The sequence below is a fragment of the Streptococcus oralis ATCC 35037 genome, assembly GCF_900637025.1.
Classification (GTDB): domain Bacteria; phylum Bacillota; class Bacilli; order Lactobacillales; family Streptococcaceae; genus Streptococcus; species Streptococcus oralis.
Window position 1 is genome coordinate 1,546,791 of record NZ_LR134336.1, and the last position, 19,426, is coordinate 1,566,216.

The window sequence follows — 19,426 nt, forward strand, 5'->3', positions numbered from 1 at the left end:
GTAATGTGCAAGACTGATTCACGTAAAAAGCTGATAAGGAGAACGATATGAATAACGAGAGTTACTTTGACGGCGGTCTTTTGAGCTACGTTGGACATACTATCCTAGTCATGCTTATCATGGGATTTACTGCCGAAATTGCTACGCCTTGGGCAGTTTGCATGATGCAAAACTGGAAGGTTAAGCACACTGTCATCGATGGACGTCGCCTTTATTTTGATGGAACAGGTTCTCAATTATTCGGGAACTGGATTAAGTGGTTCCTGCTCACCATCATCACCTTGGGCATCTATTCATTCTGGTTGCATATCAAAATGGAACAATGGATCACCAAACACACACATCATGTATAAATAGAAAAAGTGCATTCATACGCACTTTTTGATTTGTAACGATTAATAATTCCGTTCGCCAAACAATCCTTCTGGCAAATCATGGAATCCCTTGCCTGCCTTGAAATTTTCGAACTTACCAAGCAAGAACTGGTAGGCATCCAAGCGACTTTCGTAGCGAATCATGGCATCTTTGGCACGTTCGTCTTGGTCTTCTTCGTAGACCTTTTGACTTTCCTTGTGCGCCATGTCGTTGATCATGATCTGGGTATTGACCCAAGCTTCAAATTCCTTCATAAATTCCTGTTCGTAACTCATTGATTCTCCTTATTCTAATCCACGGAAGAAGTCCGTATCAATCTCTCGGTAGGGCTGGATATCCTGAACATACTCCAACACGCCTTGGAATTCCCCGTTTTCATCGTGTACCGCAGCATAGGTAATGTGGACAAACTTGCCTCGCGAATCTGACTTGAACCACATTTCATACTTGTCCTTGACCCCTTCACGAAGACCTTTCATAACGGCCTTCACCTTTTCTAGATACTTGGGCGGATGGCAAAGTTCAACATTGCGACCGACTTGGGACGGCGTCCGTTTAAAAATCATCTCATCAGCTGGCGCATTGTCATTATAATACTGGAAAATATCGTCTTTATTGACAAAGGTAATCTCCATAGGGAGATGATTGAGGATGAGGTTAGCCTGCTCGACGGAGAGATAGCCATTTCCAAAAGCCTGTTGACTATGACGATCCAACACTGCTTCCTTTTCCTTAGGGGTAAAGGTAATGGTGAACTGTCCTTCTGGTGTATCGATAACTTGCTGAACTTGACCTTCAGCCGTGTCTAGTTGTACGGGCTCTTCTGCACTTTTTTCCTCAACGAAACTCTGACGTTCTGGCACCCATTTCTCTGACGGACGGATGATGGCATAGCCGTAGGCATCGCTCTCCTCCGCAATCTGAATCCAATCATCCTGAGTGAAGGACTCAAGAAGAATCATGAGGAGGATGGACTCTTCCTTGAAAATCATACTTTCAAACTCTGTCGCAAAAGCTTCAAAAGCTTCCTTTACAGTGTTAATCGACACTTCTGGTAGTGCCTTAGCCGTCGTTAGAGCTGTTTGAAAGAGTTCCCTAATCTGGTCATCCACCCCCCACATAACTTTAGGAGGTGAATCGTGACCATAGCGCTCCATGATGGGAAAAAAGAGCTCTTCCTTGCGCTGATAATGGATGCCAAATTGCCCCAACAGCCCCATTTGACGGACCAAGCCCTTGCGCATCTCTGCCAGCATTTCCTCATCTTCCATAGACTCATAGGTATCCAACAGTCTCCGAATGCGAATCAAGGCTGCACGGAGAGCCAGATTTTCATCCTTGAAGACGCGAACTGGATGGCCAGGGTGTTCGGTGTCCTCTACTTCGACGCCCTTAACAGCGTTTTTAAAAAGATTGGCATGGACATCACAGAGCTCCATGACATCTTCAAAGGTGACACCTGAGTCTGAGTTCATCAGCTCGTGCTCCATGAGGGAAATCTCGATGGCTGAAACACCCGTAAAGGTCGCATCAAAACGCTCCTGAACTGACTCAGGAGAGGCACCATTGTGCAATTCTAACAAAATATCCCGTAGGATATGAATCCGTTCATCTGCCATTAGTCTAATCCAATCACTTCATAGCCGTTCGCTTCTAGCGTGCGGACAATCTTGTCCATAGGCGTTCCTTCAAGTTTAGAACCCTGCTTAAGCGATACTTTGCGACCGACTGTATTGCGCATCAAGGGATTAGCAAGTGGTTTAAAACCGAGCTCCACTAGGATTTCCAAAACTTCTGGGTGCTTGTCTACCACTTCTGCAACGGGTATTGACACATCGATGATATTGTCCATGACGACCTCCATTGTATGTTCTAATACTCAATGAAAATCAAAGAGCAAACTAGGAAGCTAGCCGCAGGCTGTACTTAAGTACGGCAAGGTGAAGCTGACGTGGTTTGAAGAGATTTTCGAAGAGTATAAAATGATTTTACTGCTTATATTATACCATATGGGAAGAGATTAAAAAACTAGCAGTGGAATTCCTGCTAGTTTCTTTCATTTCAAGTTATTCCTTATCATCTGGTTTTGCGAGCCACTGGGCTACATCCATCAGCTTGTCAGCAAGCAGTACTTTCCCGAAACCTACTAGAGCATTGTCATCTTTTTTCATGTTCTTCAGGACTTTGATGCTTTGCATCACAAAAAAGTAATTCCCATAAGTTTTAGCTAGAGTTTTTATAAGTCCCATATTACTCTCCTTCGATGATTTCGACCTCTTTTCGGATAATATCAACGTCTCTTTGATATTGCGCTTCATTGTAGTTGACTAGCTTGGACAATTCCCGTTGCAATCTTTCTCCCATCGGTTTCATGGTCGCAAAGGTTAAGCCCCCAGAAATGACTCCACCTAGGATAGGGATCACTTTCCCCATCCCTTTGGCTAGGCCTCCTTTTGTCAGATTGACTCCAAAAATCTTCAAAACTTTTTCTAAAATAGGATACCAGAGCGTCTTTGTCAAGGCTTTCTTGTTCACTACTTTTATGACTTGCTTGGCTACTGTCACACCGCCTGATCGAAGCAGAGCACCTGCGCCATTTACTCCCAGCATCACACCTAGATACAGCACGAGAGTGTTTTTAGCATCTTCACTTAACTCATTGCGCGATGCCCAGAGATCATCAAATCCGTAAATATACCCTAGTTCCTGAGCTAGTTTTAATGAGAATGCATAAAACTGGGCTACGTCTGTCGGAATAGTAATCGCCATGACAATCCCTCCAGGTAGACCAGCCAAAACCGAAGTTCCACTGGCTAACAGGACATTGTCCTTAATACAGGCCTTGGCCACGCGATCCAAGCTTTCCTGGGGTAATAAAGCCGTCGGTCCTTGTTCAATCAAAGTTGGAATATCCTTACGGTCTAATTCCTTTGAAAACTTTTCTACTAAAAACTTTTCTCGATCGACCTTGACTACGGGTAGTTTCACCACTTGTTGTAGTACTTGCATAGCTATATCTTGTTTAGCCATATATCTCTCCGTTTTTCATTTATATCAAGGTTTATCATATCATACTATTTGAAATTTACAAATTTTTTAAACCGATTTTTATCAGATAGATACATCGTCAAATAGCTATTATCGTACTCTGGCAACAAAAAAGAGGGTTCCCCCTCTTTCTTAGTTCTTATCCAGATTGCGTAGCATCTCGTCAATCTTGTTTCCATATTCGATGGATTCGTCTTTGACGAAGGTCAAATCTGGGATTTTGTACAATTTCAAATTGCGACCAAGTTCACGTTTGATAGTACCAGTTGCTTTTTCAAGCCCGATTTGAGCTTTTTGGTTATCCGAAGCAAGGTTACTCAAAATGGTGTAGTAAACCTTGGCTACAGACAAGTCACCTAGCATCTGAACATCTGTGATGGTCACACCTTGGACACGCGGATCACGGACCTTCTTTTGCAAAATCTCATTGACTTCACGCTTGATTTCCATGCCCACACGATCCGTACGGAAATGATTTGCCATGATATTCCTTTCTCTACTTTGAACCAAAAGCTAGGCCAGCAGACCTAGCTATTTTTAAATTTATTGATTTTCAGTTCAAATTGAAACGAAGTGCAATTTGAACTCATTCGCTTCTTTCGCTGTGGTGAAAGTGATGGAACTGATTTATCAGTCCCATCACAGGGGATTTTTGAGACACTAGGCTCAAAAATAAGCAATGAAACCATCCATTTGCTTGCGTCCCTCACCACCTAAGAAAGGAGCAAAAATCTTAACGTTTGATTTCTTCCATGACATAGGCCTCAATCACATCATCAGTCTTGATATCATTGTAGCCATCAATCATCAATCCACCTTCACGACCGTTTGTAACTTCTTTAACGTCGTCTTTGTAATGTTTCAAGCTTGCGAGTTCACCGTCATAGATAACGACACCGTCACGGATAACACGGACTTTCGAGTCACGGGTAACCTTACCGTTGATAACCATGAATCCACCGATGGTTCCCACTTTAGATACCTTGAAGGTTTCACGGATAACTGCTTCACCGATAACTTTTTCTTCAAATTCTGGGTCAAGCATCCCTTTCATAGCTTCTTCCATCTCTTCGATAACCTTGTAAATAATGCTGTGGAGACGGATTTCTACATCGTCAGCTTCCGCTTGTTGACGAGCTTGTGGTGTAGGGCGTACGTTGAAACCAACGATAAAGGCATTTGAAGCTTCGGCAAGAGTCACGTCAGACTCATTGATGGCACCGACCGCTGAGTGAACGATGGTAACTTTGACACCTTCTACGTCAATCTTTTGAAGTGAGGCAGAAAGGGCTTCAACAGAACCTTGTACGTCGGCCTTGATGATGACATTAACTGACTTGAGCTCACCAGCTTTAAGTGTATCAAAGAGGTTTTCAAGGCTGACACGTTGGGTAGCTTGACGTTGTTTCATGAGGGCACGTTTCGCACGCTCTTCACCGGCTGCACGCGCAGATTTTTCATCTTCGTAAACGGCAAAGTGGTCACCTGCCATTGGCGCTTCGTTCAGACCTGTGATAGAAACTGGTGTTGATGGTCCAGCCACCTTGACACGACGACCAAGGTCATTGGTCATAGCACGGACACGACCGAAGGTATTTCCGACAACGATTGGGTCTTGGACATTCAAGGTACCTTGTTGAACAAGAAGGGTTGCGACCGCACCTTTCCCTTTATCCAAACGAGCTTCGATAACTGTACCGATCGCACGCACTGTTGGGTCTGCCTTGAGTTCTTGGATTTCAGCTACAAGAAGGACTGTTTCCAACAATTCTTCGATATTTTGGTTGAATTTAGCTGAGATTTCAACAAATTCAGAATCACCACCCCAAGCTGTTGACATAACACCATGCTCTGCCAATTCACCGATAACGCGTTCTGGGTTGGCACCTGGTTTATCAATCTTGTTGATAGCCACGATAATTGGAACGTTGGCCGCTTTTGAGTGGTTGATGGCTTCGATAGTCTGAGGCATAACCCCGTCGTCGGCCGCTACGACCAAGATGGTAATATCGGTAACAGATGCACCACGCGCACGCATAGAGGTAAAGGCCGCGTGTCCTGGTGTATCAAGGAAGGTAATCTTCTTGCCATTTTCCACGATTTGGTAGGCACCGATATGCTGAGTGATACCACCTGCTTCACCTGTTGCAACACGAGAGTTACGAAGGGTATCCAAGAGGGTTGTTTTACCATGGTCAACGTGTCCCATGATGGTTACAACTGGTGGACGTTCAACCAATTCATCTTCATTAAGATAGCCATCTTCGACGAAGAAACGTTCGATGTCGGCATTATCCACTTCAACCTTTTGTTTGGCTTCGATACCGTAATCCACCATGAGGAGTTCGATGGTTTCTCCATCCAAGGATTGGTTTTGTGTGGCCATGACACCCATCATAAAGAGTTTCTTAACGATTTCTGCTGGTTCACGTTTGATACGTTTTGCGATTTCCGCAACAGTCATACCATCTGTATACTCAAATTCTGTTGGCAATTCATGGAACTTACGCTCTGTAACAGGTTTTGGAGTCTGGTTACGGTTGTTTTGCTTGTTCCCTTTTTTATTTTTCTTGTTGTTATTCCAGTTACTATTTCTTTGATTTCTCACTTGATTCTGACTACTTCGATTCTTTTGTTGTTTTCTAGGACCATCTTCTTCGTGATCATAATCATCACGTTCTTTGTCTGGTCGAGCTTGTTTTTTACGACGTGTATCCACTGGCGCTTCTTTCGCTACAGGAGCTACTGTTACTGCTGGCTGCGTTTGTTCAGCTAGCTTAGCAGCTTCTTCAAAGATTTCCTCTGGCTCCTTGCGTTTGTTAGCTTGAGCCAAGGCTTCTTTGGCAGCTTGTGATTGTTTGAAGCGCTCCTCGCTTGAGCGTGCGTACTCTGCATTTTGCTCTGCTTTTAGGGCTGCTGCACGGGCTTTAAAGTCAACACGTGGTCCAGCTTGTTTTGGCTGGAAGTCTTGTTGCTGACGGCGATCATTGCCACGATTCCCTTGACCTTGTGGTTTTTTCCCTTGGTCGTTGAATCGGCGATTGTCGCGGTTCCCTTGACCAGGTTTACCACCATTACGGCCGTCATTTTTCTGACGGTTGCCGTTTTGTTGTTGGTCACGGTTGTTGCCCTTGTTTTGTTTGCGTCGCTCTGCCTGCTCTTTGGCACGAGCCTCACGCTCCGCCTTGAAGTTTCGACTCTGTGGTCTTGCGGCCACTACTTTTTCTTCCTTAGGAGCTGCAGGTGTAGCTGATTTGCTTTCTTCCTTTGCGGCAGCTGGTTTAGATGATGCAGGCTTTTCAGCTTTCTTTTCTACACTTGCTTTTGGTGCTGCAGGTTTTGCTTCTGCTTTAGGAGCAGGTGCAGGTTTAAAGCTAGCTGCGATTTGCTCAGCAGCAGCAGCTTCCACGCTCGATGAGTGGCTTTTCACATCCAAGCCCAACTCTTTTGCACGCGCTACAACTTCTTTACTTTCTTTTCCAAGCTCTTTTGCGATTTCGTACAATCTTTTCTTAGACAAATCATGTCCTCCTCTTCTATTCCATAAGAGACCTCATTTTCTTTGTAAATCCAGCATCTGTCACAGCCAAAACCTTTCTCGGTTTCCCGACTGCTATGCTTAATTCCAGTGTTGAAAACACGGTTATAACTTCTACTTGATAATAGTCACTTTTATCTTGAATCTTCTTGGTCAGATTAGGACCAGCATCATGGGCTAGAAAGACTAGCTTGGCTTTCTGGTCTTGGATGGCTTTAACCACCAATTCCTCACCCGATATGATCCGGCCTGCTCGTTGAGCAAGTCCCAAGAGATTACTTATCTTTTGCTTATTCAAGTCCTAACTCTCTTCTTTTCACTTTGTGATCCACATAAGCGATCAACTCGTCATAAAAGCTTTCTTCCACTTCCATGTTAAAGCTGCGGTTAAAGACTTTCTTCTTTTTTGCCTCTAGGGCTTCTGCGTTGTCTAGCTTGATATAAGCGCCACGACCATTGGCCTTGCCTGTCGGATCGATAAAGACTTGCCCTTCTTTGTTCTTGACAATGCGGAGCAAATCACGCTTATCAATCACTTCGTTGGATACAACAGACTTGCGCAAAGGGATTTTTCTTGTTTTCATCTTTCCCTCCTCTAGCAGCTTTTATTCTTCGATCAATTCGTCCGCAGCTGCGTAATCCACTTGGCCTGCTTCTTCCATAGCTTCAAATTCACTGGCAGACTTGATATCGATACGGTAACCCGTCAAGTGAGCCGCCAAGCGAACGTTTTGTCCACGACGACCGATAGCAAGAGAAAGCTTGTTATCAGGCACAACGACTAAGGCACGTTTGCTGTCATTTTCATCAAAGATAACTTGGTCAACCTCAGCAGGAGCGATGGCATTGTAGATAAACTCAGCTGGATCTGCTACCCACTCGATAACGTCGATGTTTTCTTCAACAGGAATCATACGGTCACTCTTGGCATCGTAACGAGCTGGGTGGAATTTGCTGGTGATTTTCTTGATATTGGCACCACCACGTCCAACGATTGTCCCAATAGCGTCCACGTTTGGATTGTGGCTACGAACGGCAACTTTCGTACGGTCACCAGCTTCGCGGGCTACGCTCATGATTTCAACAGTTCCATCGTAAACTTCTGGAATTTCTTGCTCCATCAAGCGTTTGATCATTTCAGGATGGCTACGGCTAACAAAGACATTGACACCACGAGGGTTGTCTTCAACCTTGTAAACGTAGACTTCGATACGGTCATGGGAAGCAAACACCTCTCCAGGAATTTGGTCTTGTTTTGATAATTGGGCTTCGATGCTACCAAGGTTAACATAAATGAAACGGTTGTCAAATCGTTCTACTGTACCAGACATGATTTCTTGTTCATGTTCTTTGTAAGTATTGTAAGTGATGGCACGTGTTTGCTTGCGCATTTTTTCCATGATGGTTTGTTTAGCAGACTGGGCTGCTACACGACCAAACTCAGCTGGTGCTTCTTCGAACTTGATTTTGTCACCAAGTTCATAGGCTGAATTAATGGCAAGAGCATCTTTCAAGCTGATTTCCAAGCGGCTATCAAACACTTCATCAACAACTTCACGGACAGTATAAACTGTAAAGTCACCTGTCTTTTCATTGAAGTCAATGGCTACGCTGTCAGATTGACCATAGCGTCTGCGATAAGCGGAACGAAGCGACTCTACTACTGCGTCGATGATGTCTTCTTTTTTGATTCCCTTGTCTTCTTCCAAAATGCGGAAGGCCTCTAGCATTTCTTTACTCATGTTCTTTTTACTTTTGAATCCTCAAAAGCTATCCTTTCTTTTCTATAGTTTTACTGCTAAACGTGCTTTTGATACTAAACTGTATGGAATTTGGACAGTTTTCTTACGTGTCTTGTCCATATATTCCATGGTCAACTCATCCTCTTCAAAGGATACCAAAGTTCCTTCAAAGACTTTTTGTTTATCGATGGCCTGGTAGAGCCCGACATGGATGTATTTCCCAACTGCTCCAGCGACAGCATCCTTGGTTTTCAAAGGACGTTCCAAGCCTGGACTGGTGATTTCTAGGAAATATTGTTCTGGGAAGGGATCAGGCTTGATGGTGTCTAGGACAGGACTGATGATTTCTGTCAGGTCTGCCGTGTCATTCAAGGTAATTCCTTCAGGTTTGTCTACAAAAATACTGAGAATCATGTCACTGCCAATCTTTCCATACTCGATATCCACGAGTTCGAAAGGTGCTTGGATGACAGGTTCTACAACTTCTCTGACTAATTCTACGATTGTTGCGATTGCGTCCACCTCCTCATAAGCAAGAGGCGAAGATATTTCCCCGCCTCTCTTTCTCATATTCTTACTATCAGTATAGCACGTTTGTCAATTTATGTAAAGCATTAGCACTCAAACAGCTGGTTTTCAAGCTATTTCTTAAAATTCTGCCTCAACTCGGTAGATCACTTGACCTTTGCTGGAGAATTTTTGCTCATATTCTGTCATGACATTGCCTTCAAAATCACTGGCATGCAAGTCTAGCCAGACGCCATTGAGCTTCATCCCATACTGAGAAAAGCTCACTAGACTGTACTCAAACAAGCCACGATTGTCTGTCTTGAAATGGATTTCCCCATTCTCAGGCAAGATGCGCTTGAAGGTATCCAAGAAACTCTTGTAAGTCAAACGACGTTTTTCATGGCGTTTTTTAGGCCAGGGATCTGAAAAGTTTAGGTAGAGACGATCAATCTCACCGTCTTCAAAGTAGTCAGTCAAATCTGAACCATCTACCCACAGCAACTTGATGTTGGGCACTCCAACTTCAAGCACCTTGTCCAAGGCATAACTCAATACCGACTTTTGAATATCAATCCCGATGTAGTTGATGTCAGGGTTTTGTTTGGCCATTCCTGATACGAAGGCCCCTTTCCCACTTCCAACCTCAACATGAATAGGATGATCATTTCCAAACAAGTCTCGCCATTTCCCTTTTGCTTCTAAGGGATTGAGGACCACATACTGAGGATTGGCCTCTAGTAATTCTGTCGCCCCTTTACGATTTCTAACTCTCATCTCTTCTTTCCATACTTGTCACGGAAGACGCGCAAGGCGTAAATCTCCCGGTTTACATTGTCTAAATCTTGATTTTCAGAGTATTTGGCAATCTGGTTCAAGTAAGAATACTGACCATACCAATACAATTTATCTAACACTGTCTGATTGTACTTATAGCCGTAGTCTCTCAACCATTGGCGCCACTGATGATCTGGAATGTAGTGGCATAGCAAATGCGCCACATCAAACATACGATCCGTCAGACGAACCGAATCCCAATCCACTAGATAAACGAGTCCACTCTCTGTCTCAATCCAATTACTATGACGAAGATCTCCATGCACAATCGTTGCATGGTCTTCCCTAAAACCTGGAACCGTCTTACCTAACTCAGCAATCACACTGTTCAAATAGTGGTTCTGCTTCAAGATTTCTGGAACTCCTTGCTGCCAAGAACGTAGCAAATCAACTGGTGTTTCCATGGTATATCCCAAACGGCTCAACTGCTTCATCAAGGGACGCGAGCGGTGAAGGCGGTTCAAGATATTAATAATCTGCTTGCGATTCATATCGTAAGGGGTCAAGATTTTGCCCGTCAGCCATTCCTGAGCGCACATATCACGGCCATCTGGCAAACGACGAGTCCATAGTAATTGAGGAGCGATTTGTTCTCTGGCTAGGCCAGGTAGGATTGGAGAGGTGTTCATTTTTACAAAGACGCGCTTCCCATCAGGGTAGCTTCCCATATAAGCTTTGCCGCTCTTCCCAGGGATAGGGGTCAGCGTTAGCTCATTATCACCCAAGTCCATTTCTTTCCTCCGTATAAAGTTTCCTTACTATTCTACTAGTTTTTGGTCTATTCGTCAACCAATCTTTTTAGTTGGTAAGGCAAATAAAACAATTGTAGGAAGAGACTAGCCCCTACAAGAGCCAACAAGGCTATTTTCTCTTGAAAAACCACTGCTCCGACCAGTAATTCTAACAAAAGAACTGCACTTCCCACACCGACTACAATCTGTTTCAACCCTTTCTCCTTCTCCCCTTTTTCTAGTGGAAAGAGCTGGGTCAAGTATTGGTAGTCAAAGGCATGATAGAGGGCCAGTAACTGAAAGAGCAAGAGGTAGTTAAATAGAACCACCACTGCTGTCGCAATCCAAGATTGCTCGATAAAGAGCAAAGCTAACAAGGATAGGAGCAAAAGACGCAAACTGAGGGCAAAGAGGTCTCCATTTCGCAAGTAAGAACGGAGATAGAGGTTTTGCCAAATCTTGCTCGGCACTTTCTGAACTGCTTTAAGGATGAAATCCAGATAAGCGCGACGTTTGACACTATTTGAAACGCCCTTGACCTGAGTAAAGAGAGCAAAGAAACGAAGCAAAACTTGCTTGCGCTTGCTTTCTTGGGCAATGACATAATCCCAATCCAGCCCAGTTTCAGTGAAAAATTTGCTGGCTTTTTGGCGAAAAAGGAGGTATTTCCCAGCTCCTAATAAAAGCACATAGACGAGAAAGACTGGCAAGCCATAGCCCATGGCTAAAAACAAGGGTGCAAACAAGAGTAAAAAGAGGGTTTGAACAATTGTCCAGAAAACCAGTGAACTCACCGTCTGTCCTTTGAGGTAGGACTTTACCTCTTCTTCACTGACTAAGAGAAAGAGTTTGTCCGGTCCTTCCATGTAGGTCGCGATTCCTCCCCAAGCCAAAAGCAAGGCAGATACAATCCCCAAAAACAAGAGGATAGGCCAGTGATTTTCAGGAAAATCTTGCAAGAGTTGACTGTACTGGTAAGCTAGAAAACCGATGAGAATCAGCAAGAACAAGACAAAGTGGTCATTGAGAACATAGCGCAGATAACCGACACACTCCTTACGAAAAGCCTGCTTTCGCTTTAAGAACAAGTCTTTCATAGCTCCTCCTCTTTGGTCAGAGCCAAGTAAATATCATTCAAACTCGCTTCAGGCATGCCAAAGGCTTCGCGCAGTTGCTGGAGGTTTCCCTGAGCCCTCACCTCCCCCTTGTGGAGAATAACAAAGGCGTCACACATCTTCTCCGCCGAGTCCAGCACGTGGGTACTCATGAGGATAGACTTACCTTTTTGCTTTTCTACTTCCAAAAGCTGAATCAAGTCAGAAATAGCCAGCGGATCGAGGCCAAGAAAAGGCTCATCCACGATGAAAAGACTCGGATCCACCACAAAAGCACAGATAATCATGACCTTCTGCTTCATCCCTTTGGAGAAATGCACAGGAAACCAATCTAATTTTTGATCCAAACGAAACATTTTTAACAAAGATTCTACTCGCTCAAAAGCCACATTTTGTTCAATACCGTAAGCCATAGCCACCGTTTCGATATGCTCTCTGAGAGTCAGCTCTTCATACAAGCTAGGCGTTTCTGGGATGTAGCCAATCTGCTTGCGATAGTTGGTCGCATCTTCTCGCAGTGTCAAACCATTAATCTTGATTTCCCCACTGTAAGGTGTCAAAAGACCGATAATCTCATTGATAGTCGTTGATTTCCCAGCACCGTTGAGACCAATCAAACCGACCAACTGCCCACTTTCAACTGTAAAGGACACATCTTTCAAGACAGGAACGTGAACATAGCCTCCTGTCAGGTTTTTAATTTCTAACATATTTTCTCCGAATCTGGTATAATGTAGCTATATTATATCAAAATTCAATACAGTAGAGGTGGATTTTATGTCAGATTGCATTTTTTGTAAGATTATCGCAGGGGAGATTCCTGCTTCAAAAGTATACGAGGATGAACAGGTTCTTGCCTTCCTTGATATCTCTCAAGTAACACCTGGACATACCTTAGTAGTACCAAAAGAACATTATCACAATCTTTTGGAGATGGATGCCGCAAGTGCCAGCCAACTCTTTGCCCAGGTGCCAACAGTGGCTCAAAAAGTCATGAAGGCTACCAAGGCTGCCGGCATGAATATCATCGCCAACTGTGAGGAAGTTGCTGGTCAAACAGTCTTTCATACTCACGTGCATCTCGTACCTCGCTACGGTGCAGACGATGACCTCAAGATTGACTTTATCGCCCACGAACCTGACTTTGACAAACTTGTCCAAGTCGCTGAAACCATTAAAAACGCTTAAGGAGATGCCATGAAACTATCAAATCTACTGCTATTCGCAGGAGCTGCAGCTGGAAGTTATTTTGTCGTGAAAAATCGCCAAGCCATTCAGGATGAAGTGCTAGATACAACTGACCGCGTCGAAGCTATCAAGGATGATTTGGATATCATCCAAAACAGCCTACAAATCATCGACCAACAAAAAGCACTTATCAAAGAATACCAAAAAGATTTAACCTACAAATTTAAAGTCTTGGAAAAAGATTTCCAAACCAGAATGGCGGTTCTCCAAGAAGAAAACCAAGAATAAGAAAGCCTCCAACTTTCCTTAAATCCATTTTGGGTTGCTAGATTCGAACAGAAAAGGGAGGGAATGAAAATGAAACAGTCTTTAAAAGTTCTAGCGAAGGTCATCGCGATCCCTTGTGGTTGCCTCTGCCTGCTTGCAGCCTTGGCATTTCTACTACTGATGAATCTTTTCAAGGCTTCACCGAGTGACATCCGAAATGGGAATGAAACCTTAAAACAAATCTTTATCTCCCTTGACCTCCCTCCTGAGAAAGTCGAATCAGATGGACACTATCAATACGAGGGAGGGGGCTTAAATTTTTATGTTACTTTCTCAGATGAGGTTGTCAATAGCCACCCCGTTCTAAAGGAAAGTCCAAAACTCACCAAAAACCGACTTAAAGTCTATGTCCTCCAGACAGGAGACATCTCCTACTATAAAGTAGGAGACAACTTATTCAATCGTGGTTTAATACAATTTTTAGGGGAGGAGGGCGAGAAGTATTTCCAAGAAAAAGGAAAGAAATCAAATTCTTCTTACACAATTCTAGCTTGGAAGGATCAGAAAAGTCTAAAAAAGGGAATCGCATTCTATGAAAAAGCTTTGACCTTAGTAGATATTCAGGATAATTCGGCGATCAAACACATTGATACCATCACCGTTAAGCATGACAAAGAAGCGGAAATCAAGCAACTCATCCAGGAGATGGATGAGGCTGGCTTGCTCACTCAAAAGCATAGATAGTAGACTAACTGGAGAATGATTTCTCGATACTAAATTTTTAATGATAACAAAAAAAGAGCCCGATGGCTCTTTTTACTTTATTCTCCTTCAAAGGCATCTTTTATATGGTCAAAGAAGCCTTTTTTCTTTGGATTGACTTTCAAGTCACCTGCAGCTGCGAATTCTTTAAGCGCAGCTTTTTGGCGGTCGTTCAAACCTGTCGGAGTCACGACATTGACAGTAACGTATTGGTCACCAACGGCACCGCCACGAAGGCTCGGTGCTCCCTTGCCACGTAGACGGAATTTCTTGCCAGTCTGAGTTCCTTCTGGGATAACCAATTCAACATCTCCATGAACAGTTGGAATTTCCACAGTATCTCCAAGAGTTGCTTGGACAATATTGAGATTTAACTTGTAGAAAATAGTTGTTCCTTCACGTTCAAATTTATCACTGGCTTCAACAGAAACCACCACGTACAAGTCCCCGTAAGGTCCACCGTTAAAGCCTGCTTCACCTTGACCAGCGAGGCGGATTTGTTGGCCTGTTTCCACACCAGCAGGGATTTTTACATGTACGCTATGAGCTTGTTTTTCATGCCCTGTTCCGTGACAAGTTGTACATGGATCTTTGATTTCTTTTCCGCGACCATGACAGACATCACAGGTTACTTGGCGACGCATCATACCAAGAGGAGTCTGCGTATCGACGTTAATGACACCAGCACCATGACAGCGTCCACAAGTGACTGGACTTGTCCCTGGCTTAGCACCAGAGCCATTACATGTACGACAGCTGGCTTCACGATTGTATTTAACTTCTTTTTCCGTTCCGAAGATAGCTTCTTCAAAGGTTAAGTTCACACGATACTGGAGGTCATCCCCTTGACGAGGAGAGTTTGGATTGCGTGAAGCTCCTCCTCCTCCGAAAAAACTTGAGAAGATATCTTCAAAACCACCGAAGCCACCTGCTCCGTCAAAGCCACCAAAACCACCAGCACCACCAAAGCCACCGTTGGCACCCGCAGCACCATACTGGTCGTAGGCTGCACGTTTTTGGTCGTCACTCAAAGTCTCATAGGCTTCTTGAACTTCCTTGTATTTTTCCTCAGCGCCAGGCTCCTTGTTGATATCTGGGTGATATTTTTTCGAAAGCTTACGATAAGCCTTTTTGATCTCGTCTGCCGAAGCGTTTTTCGACACCCCCAGACGATCATAAAATTCAGTATTGTTCATACAAGATACTAAGAGCGAACAGAAAGCGACTGAAATTTAGGAAACCGACAAGAAACCCTGATTTCTTAGGAGGTTTATCTAATTTCCAAGCTTTCCGCTTGAGTTCAATTACGAACACCCTTATTCCTTTCTGTTAATATTGCGGAACGAAACCTCGATTTAGGTCAGTTTCAGTTCCTTTCTAACTTAGTTTAAAGAAGAACCAAAAATTTACGTTCCAACTCTTTTCTTACCGAAAAACAGAGGCTGGGTTGCAACCTCTGGATTTCTTCCTATACTTATGACATCAGACCAAGGCTAAGACAAAGACCTATCCGCCTCATCTAATTTTCAAAACAACTTTTGACGCAGTAGCTGATTGGATTTTGGGTTCGTCTTTCAGACTCCCAAAAATCCTAATCATCCTCGCGGGGGTTCGACTACGAACTAAAAACTTTCAATTTTTAGTTCTGTCTCACCGCCTATTTCTCCGTAAACTCTCCGTCTACGACGTCATCTCCTGCGTTTCCTGTTGCTTGTGCGCCTTCTGCTCCTGCTTGAGCTTGTTGGGCTGCAGCGGCTTGTTCGTAGAGTTTAACAGCAAGTCCTTGAGCTTTTTCGTTCAATGCTTCAAGTTTCGCTTTCATTTCGTCCAAGTTATTGTCTTCTTGAGCTTTTTTAAGGTCATCAAGGGCAGCTTGGGCAGCATCACGTTCTGCGTCGAAGCCTTTGCCTTCAGTTTCCTTGATTGTCTTTTCAGTCGCAAAGATAGCTTGGTCTACTTCGTTACGAAGGTCTACTTCTTCTTTACGTTTCTTATCTGCTTCAGCGTTAGCTTCAGCATCTTTCATCATGCGGTCGATTTCTTCGTCTGTCAAACCTGAGTTAGATTGGATCACAATAGTTTGTTCTTTTTGAGTTCCAAGATCTTTAGCCTTAACAGACACGATACCGTTCTTGTCGATATCAAATGTTACTTCGATTTGAGGAATTCCACGAGGTGCAGCTGGGATATCAGTCAATTGGAAGCGTCCAAGAGTCTTGTTATCAGCTGCCATTGGGCGTTCACCTTGAAGAACGTGGATATCAACGGCTGGTTGGTTGTCTGCTGCAGTTGAGAAGACTTGTGATTTAGATGTTGGGATAGTAGTGTTGCGATCGATAAGTTTTGTGAAGACGCCACCCATTGTTTCGATACCAAGTGACAATGGTGTCACATCAAGAAGGACAACGTCTTTAACATCACCAGTGATCACACCACCTTGGATGGCAGCACCCATAGCAACCACTTCATCAGGGTTTACTGATTTGTTTGGTTCTTTACCAGTTTCAGCTTTCACAGCTTCTACAACGGCTGGGATACGAGTTGAACCACCAACAAGGATAACTTCGTCGATTTCTGACAAGCTCAAACCTGCATCTGAAAGGGCTTGACGAACTGGAACTTTTGTACGTTCTACAAGGTCACGAGTCAAATCATCAAATTTCGCACGAGTCAAAGTCATTTCCAAGTGAAGAGGTCCAGCCTCACCTGCAGTGATGAATGGCAAGCTGATTTGTGTTGAAGTTACACCAGAAAGGTCTTTCTTAGCTTTTTCAGCCGCATCTTTCAAACGTTGCATTGCCATCTTGTCAGTAGACAAGTCAATACCGTTTTCTTTCTTGAATTCTGCTACTAAGTGATCGATAATTTTTTGGTCAAAGTCGTCACCACCGAGTTTGTTGTCCCCTGCAGTTGACAATACATCGAAGACACCGTCACCCAATTCAAGGATAGATACGTCAAATGTACCACCACCAAGGTCGAATACCAAGATTTTTTCTTCTTTGTCAGTCTTGTCCAAACCGTAAGCAAGAGCTGCTGCAGTTGGTTCGTTGACGATACGTTCTACTTCAAGACCAGCGATTTTACCAGCGTCTTTAGTTGCTTGACGTTGAGCATCGTTGAAGTAAGCTGGAACTGTGATAACTGCTTTGGTTACTTTTTCACCAAGGTACTCTTCAGCGTAACCTTTCAAGTATTGAAGAATCATAGCTGAGATTTCTTGTGGAGTGTATTCTTTTCCATTTGCAGAAACTTTTTCAGAAGTTCCCATCTTAGATTTGATAGAGATAACAGTATCTGGGTTTGTTACTGCTTGACGTTTTGCAGCATCACCAACGATGATTTCTCCGTTTTTGAATGATACTACAGATGGAGTTGTACGGTTACCTTCTGGGTTTGCGATGATTTTGCTTTCAGTTCCTTCAAGAACTGCAACTGCTGAGTTTGTTGTACCTAAGTCAATACCAATAATTTTAGACATGTGTTTTTCTCCTTAAAGTTTAATTCGAATTTTGATTTTTTTGATATTTCCCTTAAGTGGTGGGGACGTGAGCAACTCCCTACGGGATTTCATCACTTATTTTTGAGCCAATTGTCTCAAAAATCCCCTGTTTCAGTAGCACACGCTACTGAAACTTTCACCACGGCGGGCAACATCTTCCTTGCAAGCCTCCAGCTTGCTTTTTATCTTTCTTCATAGTTTATTGTCATTTCGGACAAAATTTTTAAGCTCTGTTGCCTAGTTATATACTACTACCATGGCTGGGCGTAGGATGCGGTCATGGAGTTTGTAGCCTTTTTGAAAGACTTGGGCGATGGTATCTGCTGGATGTTCATCATCTGCTGGGAGAGTTTGGATGGCCATATGATAGTTATGGTCAAATTCGCCGTCAGCTGCGATTTCTTCGATTCCTTCTTCTTTCAAAGCGTAAACCAAGCTTTCTTGCACCATCTCCAATCCTTTTTTAACATCGTCTGTCAAACCTTCAACGGCTAGTGCACGTTCTAAGTTGTCGAGCGATGGTAAGATTGCTTTTGCCAGGTCTTGGCTACGATAACGTTGCAAGTTTTGACGTTCTTCATTGGCACGGCGTTGAATATTTTGCATTTCTGCATGAGCGCGAAGGTATTTATTTTCAAACTCATCTGCACGTTCATTTGCCAAGTCCAACTCTGACTTTTCAGGAGTTGTTTCTTCAGTTGTTTCCACAACTTCCTCTTCTTTCATTTCTTCATTTTTTATATCTTGGGCCATTTTCGCCTCCTTTAATGATTTCAATCTTAATGTACTTCGTAATGATTACTGCTGAGGTAGCGGTAAAAATCTGTCAACTTCATGGTCAAAACACGATTGACAACATTGACTTGATTGACCAATTGCTGGTAGTCCAGATTGACCGGACCGATAATCGCTAGAATTCCAAAACCACGATAAGGGATGAGGAATTTACTGCTAATCACTGCTAGGTCAGCTAGACAAGACTCTTGACTGTCCGCAACACGGACATTTTGCATCTGATCTTCATGCAGACTTTCACGAATCTCTAGGGCCACCTTTTGCGGTTGGTCAAAGAACTGATAGGCTGCTAGATTGGCAAAATTTAAGAGATTGACTTTTCCCGCTACCACAATATTTTCGTTGAACATTTCCCTAAAGATATGTTCAAAGAGATCCATGACATTGTCCGTTGTCGTAAAGTAACGCTGGATAATCTGTGGAATCTCCGTCCGAATCTTGTAGTGAATATCTAGAACGGTATGACCGAGGAAACGTTCCTGAATGATGCTCTTCAGTTTCAGCAAATCTTCCTGCAAGAAGTTCCTTGGAATCAGAAATTGACTGGTAACCGTTCGGGACTCGTCTAGGGTAAATACTGCCAAGGCTGTATGTTGTCCCAAAACAACGATATCAAAGGCTGTCAACCGTTGCCTGCTCGGCTCAACATCCAGAGCCACTACCGTACAGCCACTCAGTTCTGTCAGTAGATTAGCAGCCTCTTGCAGAATATCCTCCAGTTTGAAGAACTCCTGATCAAAGGCTTTGACAATCTCGTATACCTCATTTTCAGCCAGTCTGTCAAAAGCAAGCGAGTGTTTCACATAGTACTGAAATCCCGCGACACTTGGCATCCGACCGCTTGAGGTATGAGCCTTCTCAAGCAAACCCTGCTTCTCTAGAGCTGCCATGTCATTACGAATGGTAGCACTACTAGAATTGATAGACTCTTGTAGCGCCTTGGATCCGACAGGTTCGTGCGTTTTGGTAAAGATGTCAATAATCAGATTTAAAATATCCTGCTGACGCTCTGTAACCAT

At 43.6% G+C, this 19,426-nt stretch carries 23 protein-coding genes; 4 read left to right on the plus strand and 19 right to left on the minus strand.

Annotation, left to right across the window (positions count from 1 at the left end):
* Positions 1 to 47: 47 nt before the first annotated feature.
* A complete protein-coding gene (locus EL140_RS07815; protein WP_001058556.1) occupies positions 48 to 353 on the plus strand; it encodes a DUF898 family protein in 306 nt (101 codons plus the stop codon).
* A 42-nt stretch (positions 354 to 395) separates the two neighbouring features.
* Here the strand turns inward: EL140_RS07815 and EL140_RS07820 are convergent, their stop codons facing one another.
* From EL140_RS07820 to EL140_RS07890, 15 genes are all read right to left on the minus strand, one after another.
* A complete protein-coding gene (locus tag EL140_RS07820) occupies positions 396 to 650 on the minus strand; it encodes a DUF1912 family protein (RefSeq protein ID WP_000119707.1) in 255 nt (84 codons plus the stop codon).
* Positions 651 to 659: 9 nt separating this feature from the next.
* Positions 660 to 1,994 carry a DUF438 domain-containing protein gene (locus tag EL140_RS07825; RefSeq protein ID WP_000752871.1) on the minus strand — a complete coding sequence of 445 codons (1,335 nt, stop codon included), beginning with the start codon at positions 1,992 to 1,994 and terminating at the stop codon, positions 660 to 662.
* Positions 1,994 to 2,227 carry a DUF1858 domain-containing protein gene (locus EL140_RS07830; RefSeq protein WP_000368739.1) on the minus strand — a complete coding sequence of 78 codons (234 nt, stop codon included), beginning with the start codon at positions 2,225 to 2,227 and terminating at the stop codon, positions 1,994 to 1,996. The genes EL140_RS07825 and EL140_RS07830 overlap by 1 nt, the downstream gene beginning before the upstream one ends.
* Positions 2,228 to 2,441: 214 nt before the next feature.
* Positions 2,442 to 2,624 (minus strand): hypothetical protein, encoded by a 183-nt coding sequence (locus tag EL140_RS07835; RefSeq protein ID WP_000522943.1) that lies wholly within the window; start codon positions 2,622 to 2,624, stop codon positions 2,442 to 2,444.
* Position 2,625: 1 nt separating this feature from the next.
* Positions 2,626 to 3,405 (minus strand): hypothetical protein, encoded by a 780-nt coding sequence (locus EL140_RS07840; RefSeq protein WP_001118426.1) that lies wholly within the window; start codon positions 3,403 to 3,405, stop codon positions 2,626 to 2,628.
* Positions 3,406 to 3,555: 150 nt separating this feature from the next.
* Positions 3,556 to 3,906, minus strand: a complete 351-nt coding sequence (gene rbfA / locus EL140_RS07845) for a 30S ribosome-binding factor RbfA (RefSeq protein ID WP_001273601.1) — start codon at positions 3,904 to 3,906, stop codon at positions 3,556 to 3,558.
* Positions 3,907 to 4,156: 250 nt separating this feature from the next.
* Positions 4,157 to 6,943, minus strand: coding sequence for a translation initiation factor IF-2 (gene infB / locus EL140_RS07850; protein WP_000039168.1), 2,787 nt, complete (start codon positions 6,941 to 6,943; stop codon positions 4,157 to 4,159).
* A gap of 16 nt (positions 6,944 to 6,959) precedes the next feature.
* Entirely contained in the window at positions 6,960 to 7,259 is a 300-nt protein-coding gene (locus tag EL140_RS07855; protein WP_001041395.1) for a YlxQ-related RNA-binding protein, read from the minus strand.
* The gene (rnpM, locus tag EL140_RS07860) at positions 7,252 to 7,545 is read right to left on the minus strand and encodes an RNase P modulator RnpM (RefSeq protein ID WP_000857560.1); all 294 of its coding nucleotides are present in this window, start codon (positions 7,543 to 7,545) and stop codon (positions 7,252 to 7,254) included. Before rnpM ends, EL140_RS07855 begins: the two co-directional genes overlap by 8 nt.
* A gap of 21 nt (positions 7,546 to 7,566) precedes the next feature.
* On the minus strand, positions 7,567 to 8,703 hold the full coding sequence (gene nusA / locus EL140_RS07865) for a transcription termination factor NusA (RefSeq protein WP_000032277.1): 1,137 nt from the start codon (positions 8,701 to 8,703) through the stop codon (positions 7,567 to 7,569).
* Positions 8,704 to 8,745: 42 nt separating this feature from the next.
* Positions 8,746 to 9,225: a ribosome maturation factor RimP gene (gene rimP, locus EL140_RS07870; RefSeq protein ID WP_000338695.1), complete on the minus strand. Its 480-nt coding sequence runs from the start codon at positions 9,223 to 9,225 to the stop codon at positions 8,746 to 8,748.
* A gap of 126 nt (positions 9,226 to 9,351) precedes the next feature.
* Positions 9,352 to 9,987 (minus strand): tRNA (guanosine(46)-N7)-methyltransferase TrmB, encoded by a 636-nt coding sequence (gene trmB / locus EL140_RS07875; RefSeq protein ID WP_001266088.1) that lies wholly within the window; start codon positions 9,985 to 9,987, stop codon positions 9,352 to 9,354.
* On the minus strand, positions 9,984 to 10,778 hold the full coding sequence (ccrZ, locus tag EL140_RS07880) for a cell cycle regulator CcrZ (RefSeq protein WP_000363020.1): 795 nt from the start codon (positions 10,776 to 10,778) through the stop codon (positions 9,984 to 9,986). The genes trmB and ccrZ overlap by 4 nt, the downstream gene beginning before the upstream one ends.
* A gap of 47 nt (positions 10,779 to 10,825) precedes the next feature.
* Positions 10,826 to 11,875 (minus strand): ABC transporter permease, encoded by a 1,050-nt coding sequence (locus tag EL140_RS07885; protein ID WP_000653781.1) that lies wholly within the window; start codon positions 11,873 to 11,875, stop codon positions 10,826 to 10,828.
* Positions 11,872 to 12,603, minus strand: coding sequence for an ABC transporter ATP-binding protein (locus EL140_RS07890; RefSeq protein WP_000889938.1), 732 nt, complete (start codon positions 12,601 to 12,603; stop codon positions 11,872 to 11,874). Before EL140_RS07890 ends, EL140_RS07885 begins: the two co-directional genes overlap by 4 nt.
* A gap of 67 nt (positions 12,604 to 12,670) precedes the next feature.
* Between EL140_RS07890 and EL140_RS07895 the strand changes: the two genes are divergently transcribed.
* The 3 genes from EL140_RS07895 to EL140_RS07905 all read left to right on the plus strand — a co-directional run bounded on the left by EL140_RS07895 (position 12,671) and on the right by EL140_RS07905 (position 14,092).
* The gene (locus EL140_RS07895) at positions 12,671 to 13,081 is read left to right on the plus strand and encodes an HIT family protein (protein WP_001278311.1); all 411 of its coding nucleotides are present in this window, start codon (positions 12,671 to 12,673) and stop codon (positions 13,079 to 13,081) included.
* Positions 13,082 to 13,090: 9 nt separating this feature from the next.
* The gene (locus tag EL140_RS07900; RefSeq protein ID WP_000777741.1) at positions 13,091 to 13,369 is read left to right on the plus strand and encodes a hypothetical protein; all 279 of its coding nucleotides are present in this window, start codon (positions 13,091 to 13,093) and stop codon (positions 13,367 to 13,369) included.
* A gap of 63 nt (positions 13,370 to 13,432) precedes the next feature.
* Positions 13,433 to 14,092 carry a hypothetical protein gene (locus tag EL140_RS07905; protein ID WP_000782734.1) on the plus strand — a complete coding sequence of 220 codons (660 nt, stop codon included), beginning with the start codon at positions 13,433 to 13,435 and terminating at the stop codon, positions 14,090 to 14,092.
* 77 nt (positions 14,093 to 14,169) lie between these two features.
* Here the strand turns inward: EL140_RS07905 and dnaJ are convergent, their stop codons facing one another.
* The 4 genes from dnaJ to hrcA form a co-directional block, all read right to left on the minus strand.
* Complete coding sequence (dnaJ, locus tag EL140_RS07910; RefSeq protein ID WP_001066317.1) at positions 14,170 to 15,306, minus strand: molecular chaperone DnaJ; 1,137 nt, start codon at positions 15,304 to 15,306, stop codon at positions 14,170 to 14,172.
* 461 nt (positions 15,307 to 15,767) lie between these two features.
* Positions 15,768 to 17,591, minus strand: coding sequence for a molecular chaperone DnaK (dnaK, locus tag EL140_RS07915; RefSeq protein ID WP_000034683.1), 1,824 nt, complete (start codon positions 17,589 to 17,591; stop codon positions 15,768 to 15,770).
* Positions 17,592 to 17,849: 258 nt separating this feature from the next.
* A complete protein-coding gene (grpE, locus tag EL140_RS07925) occupies positions 17,850 to 18,365 on the minus strand; it encodes a nucleotide exchange factor GrpE (protein ID WP_000046025.1) in 516 nt (171 codons plus the stop codon).
* Positions 18,366 to 18,391: 26 nt separating this feature from the next.
* Positions 18,392 to 19,426: a heat-inducible transcriptional repressor HrcA gene (hrcA, locus tag EL140_RS07930; RefSeq protein ID WP_000255748.1), complete on the minus strand. Its 1,035-nt coding sequence runs from the start codon at positions 19,424 to 19,426 to the stop codon at positions 18,392 to 18,394.

Coding starts and splice junctions, on each gene's coding strand:
- EL140_RS07815 (WP_001058556.1), top strand. CDS start 48: ATGAATAACGAGAGTTACTTTGACGGCGGTCTTTTGAGCTACGTTGGA.
- EL140_RS07820 (WP_000119707.1), bottom strand. CDS start 650: ATGAGTTACGAACAGGAATTTATGAAGGAATTTGAAGCTTGGGTCAAT.
- EL140_RS07825 (WP_000752871.1), bottom strand. CDS start 1,994: ATGGCAGATGAACGGATTCATATCCTACGGGATATTTTGTTAGAATTG.
- EL140_RS07830 (WP_000368739.1), bottom strand. CDS start 2,227: ATGGACAATATCATCGATGTGTCAATACCCGTTGCAGAAGTGGTAGAC.
- EL140_RS07835 (WP_000522943.1), bottom strand. CDS start 2,624: ATGGGACTTATAAAAACTCTAGCTAAAACTTATGGGAATTACTTTTTT.
- EL140_RS07840 (WP_001118426.1), bottom strand. CDS start 3,405: ATGGCTAAACAAGATATAGCTATGCAAGTACTACAACAAGTGGTGAAA.
- rbfA (WP_001273601.1), bottom strand. CDS start 3,906: ATGGCAAATCATTTCCGTACGGATCGTGTGGGCATGGAAATCAAGCGT.
- rnpM (WP_000857560.1), bottom strand. CDS start 7,545: ATGAAAACAAGAAAAATCCCTTTGCGCAAGTCTGTTGTATCCAACGAA.
- nusA (WP_000032277.1), bottom strand. CDS start 8,703: ATGAGTAAAGAAATGCTAGAGGCCTTCCGCATTTTGGAAGAAGACAAG.
- trmB (WP_001266088.1), bottom strand. CDS start 9,987: ATGAGAGTTAGAAATCGTAAAGGGGCGACAGAATTACTAGAGGCCAAT.
- ccrZ (WP_000363020.1), bottom strand. CDS start 10,778: ATGGACTTGGGTGATAATGAGCTAACGCTGACCCCTATCCCTGGGAAG.
- EL140_RS07885 (WP_000653781.1), bottom strand. CDS start 11,875: ATGAAAGACTTGTTCTTAAAGCGAAAGCAGGCTTTTCGTAAGGAGTGT.
- EL140_RS07890 (WP_000889938.1), bottom strand. CDS start 12,603: ATGTTAGAAATTAAAAACCTGACAGGAGGCTATGTTCACGTTCCTGTC.
- EL140_RS07895 (WP_001278311.1), top strand. CDS start 12,671: ATGTCAGATTGCATTTTTTGTAAGATTATCGCAGGGGAGATTCCTGCT.
- EL140_RS07900 (WP_000777741.1), top strand. CDS start 13,091: ATGAAACTATCAAATCTACTGCTATTCGCAGGAGCTGCAGCTGGAAGT.
- EL140_RS07905 (WP_000782734.1), top strand. CDS start 13,433: ATGAAAATGAAACAGTCTTTAAAAGTTCTAGCGAAGGTCATCGCGATC.
- dnaJ (WP_001066317.1), bottom strand. CDS start 15,306: ATGAACAATACTGAATTTTATGATCGTCTGGGGGTGTCGAAAAACGCT.
- dnaK (WP_000034683.1), bottom strand. CDS start 17,591: ATGTCTAAAATTATTGGTATTGACTTAGGTACAACAAACTCAGCAGTT.
- grpE (WP_000046025.1), bottom strand. CDS start 18,365: ATGGCCCAAGATATAAAAAATGAAGAAATGAAAGAAGAGGAAGTTGTG.
- hrcA (WP_000255748.1), bottom strand. CDS start 19,426: ATGGTTACAGAGCGTCAGCAGGATATTTTAAATCTGATTATTGACATC.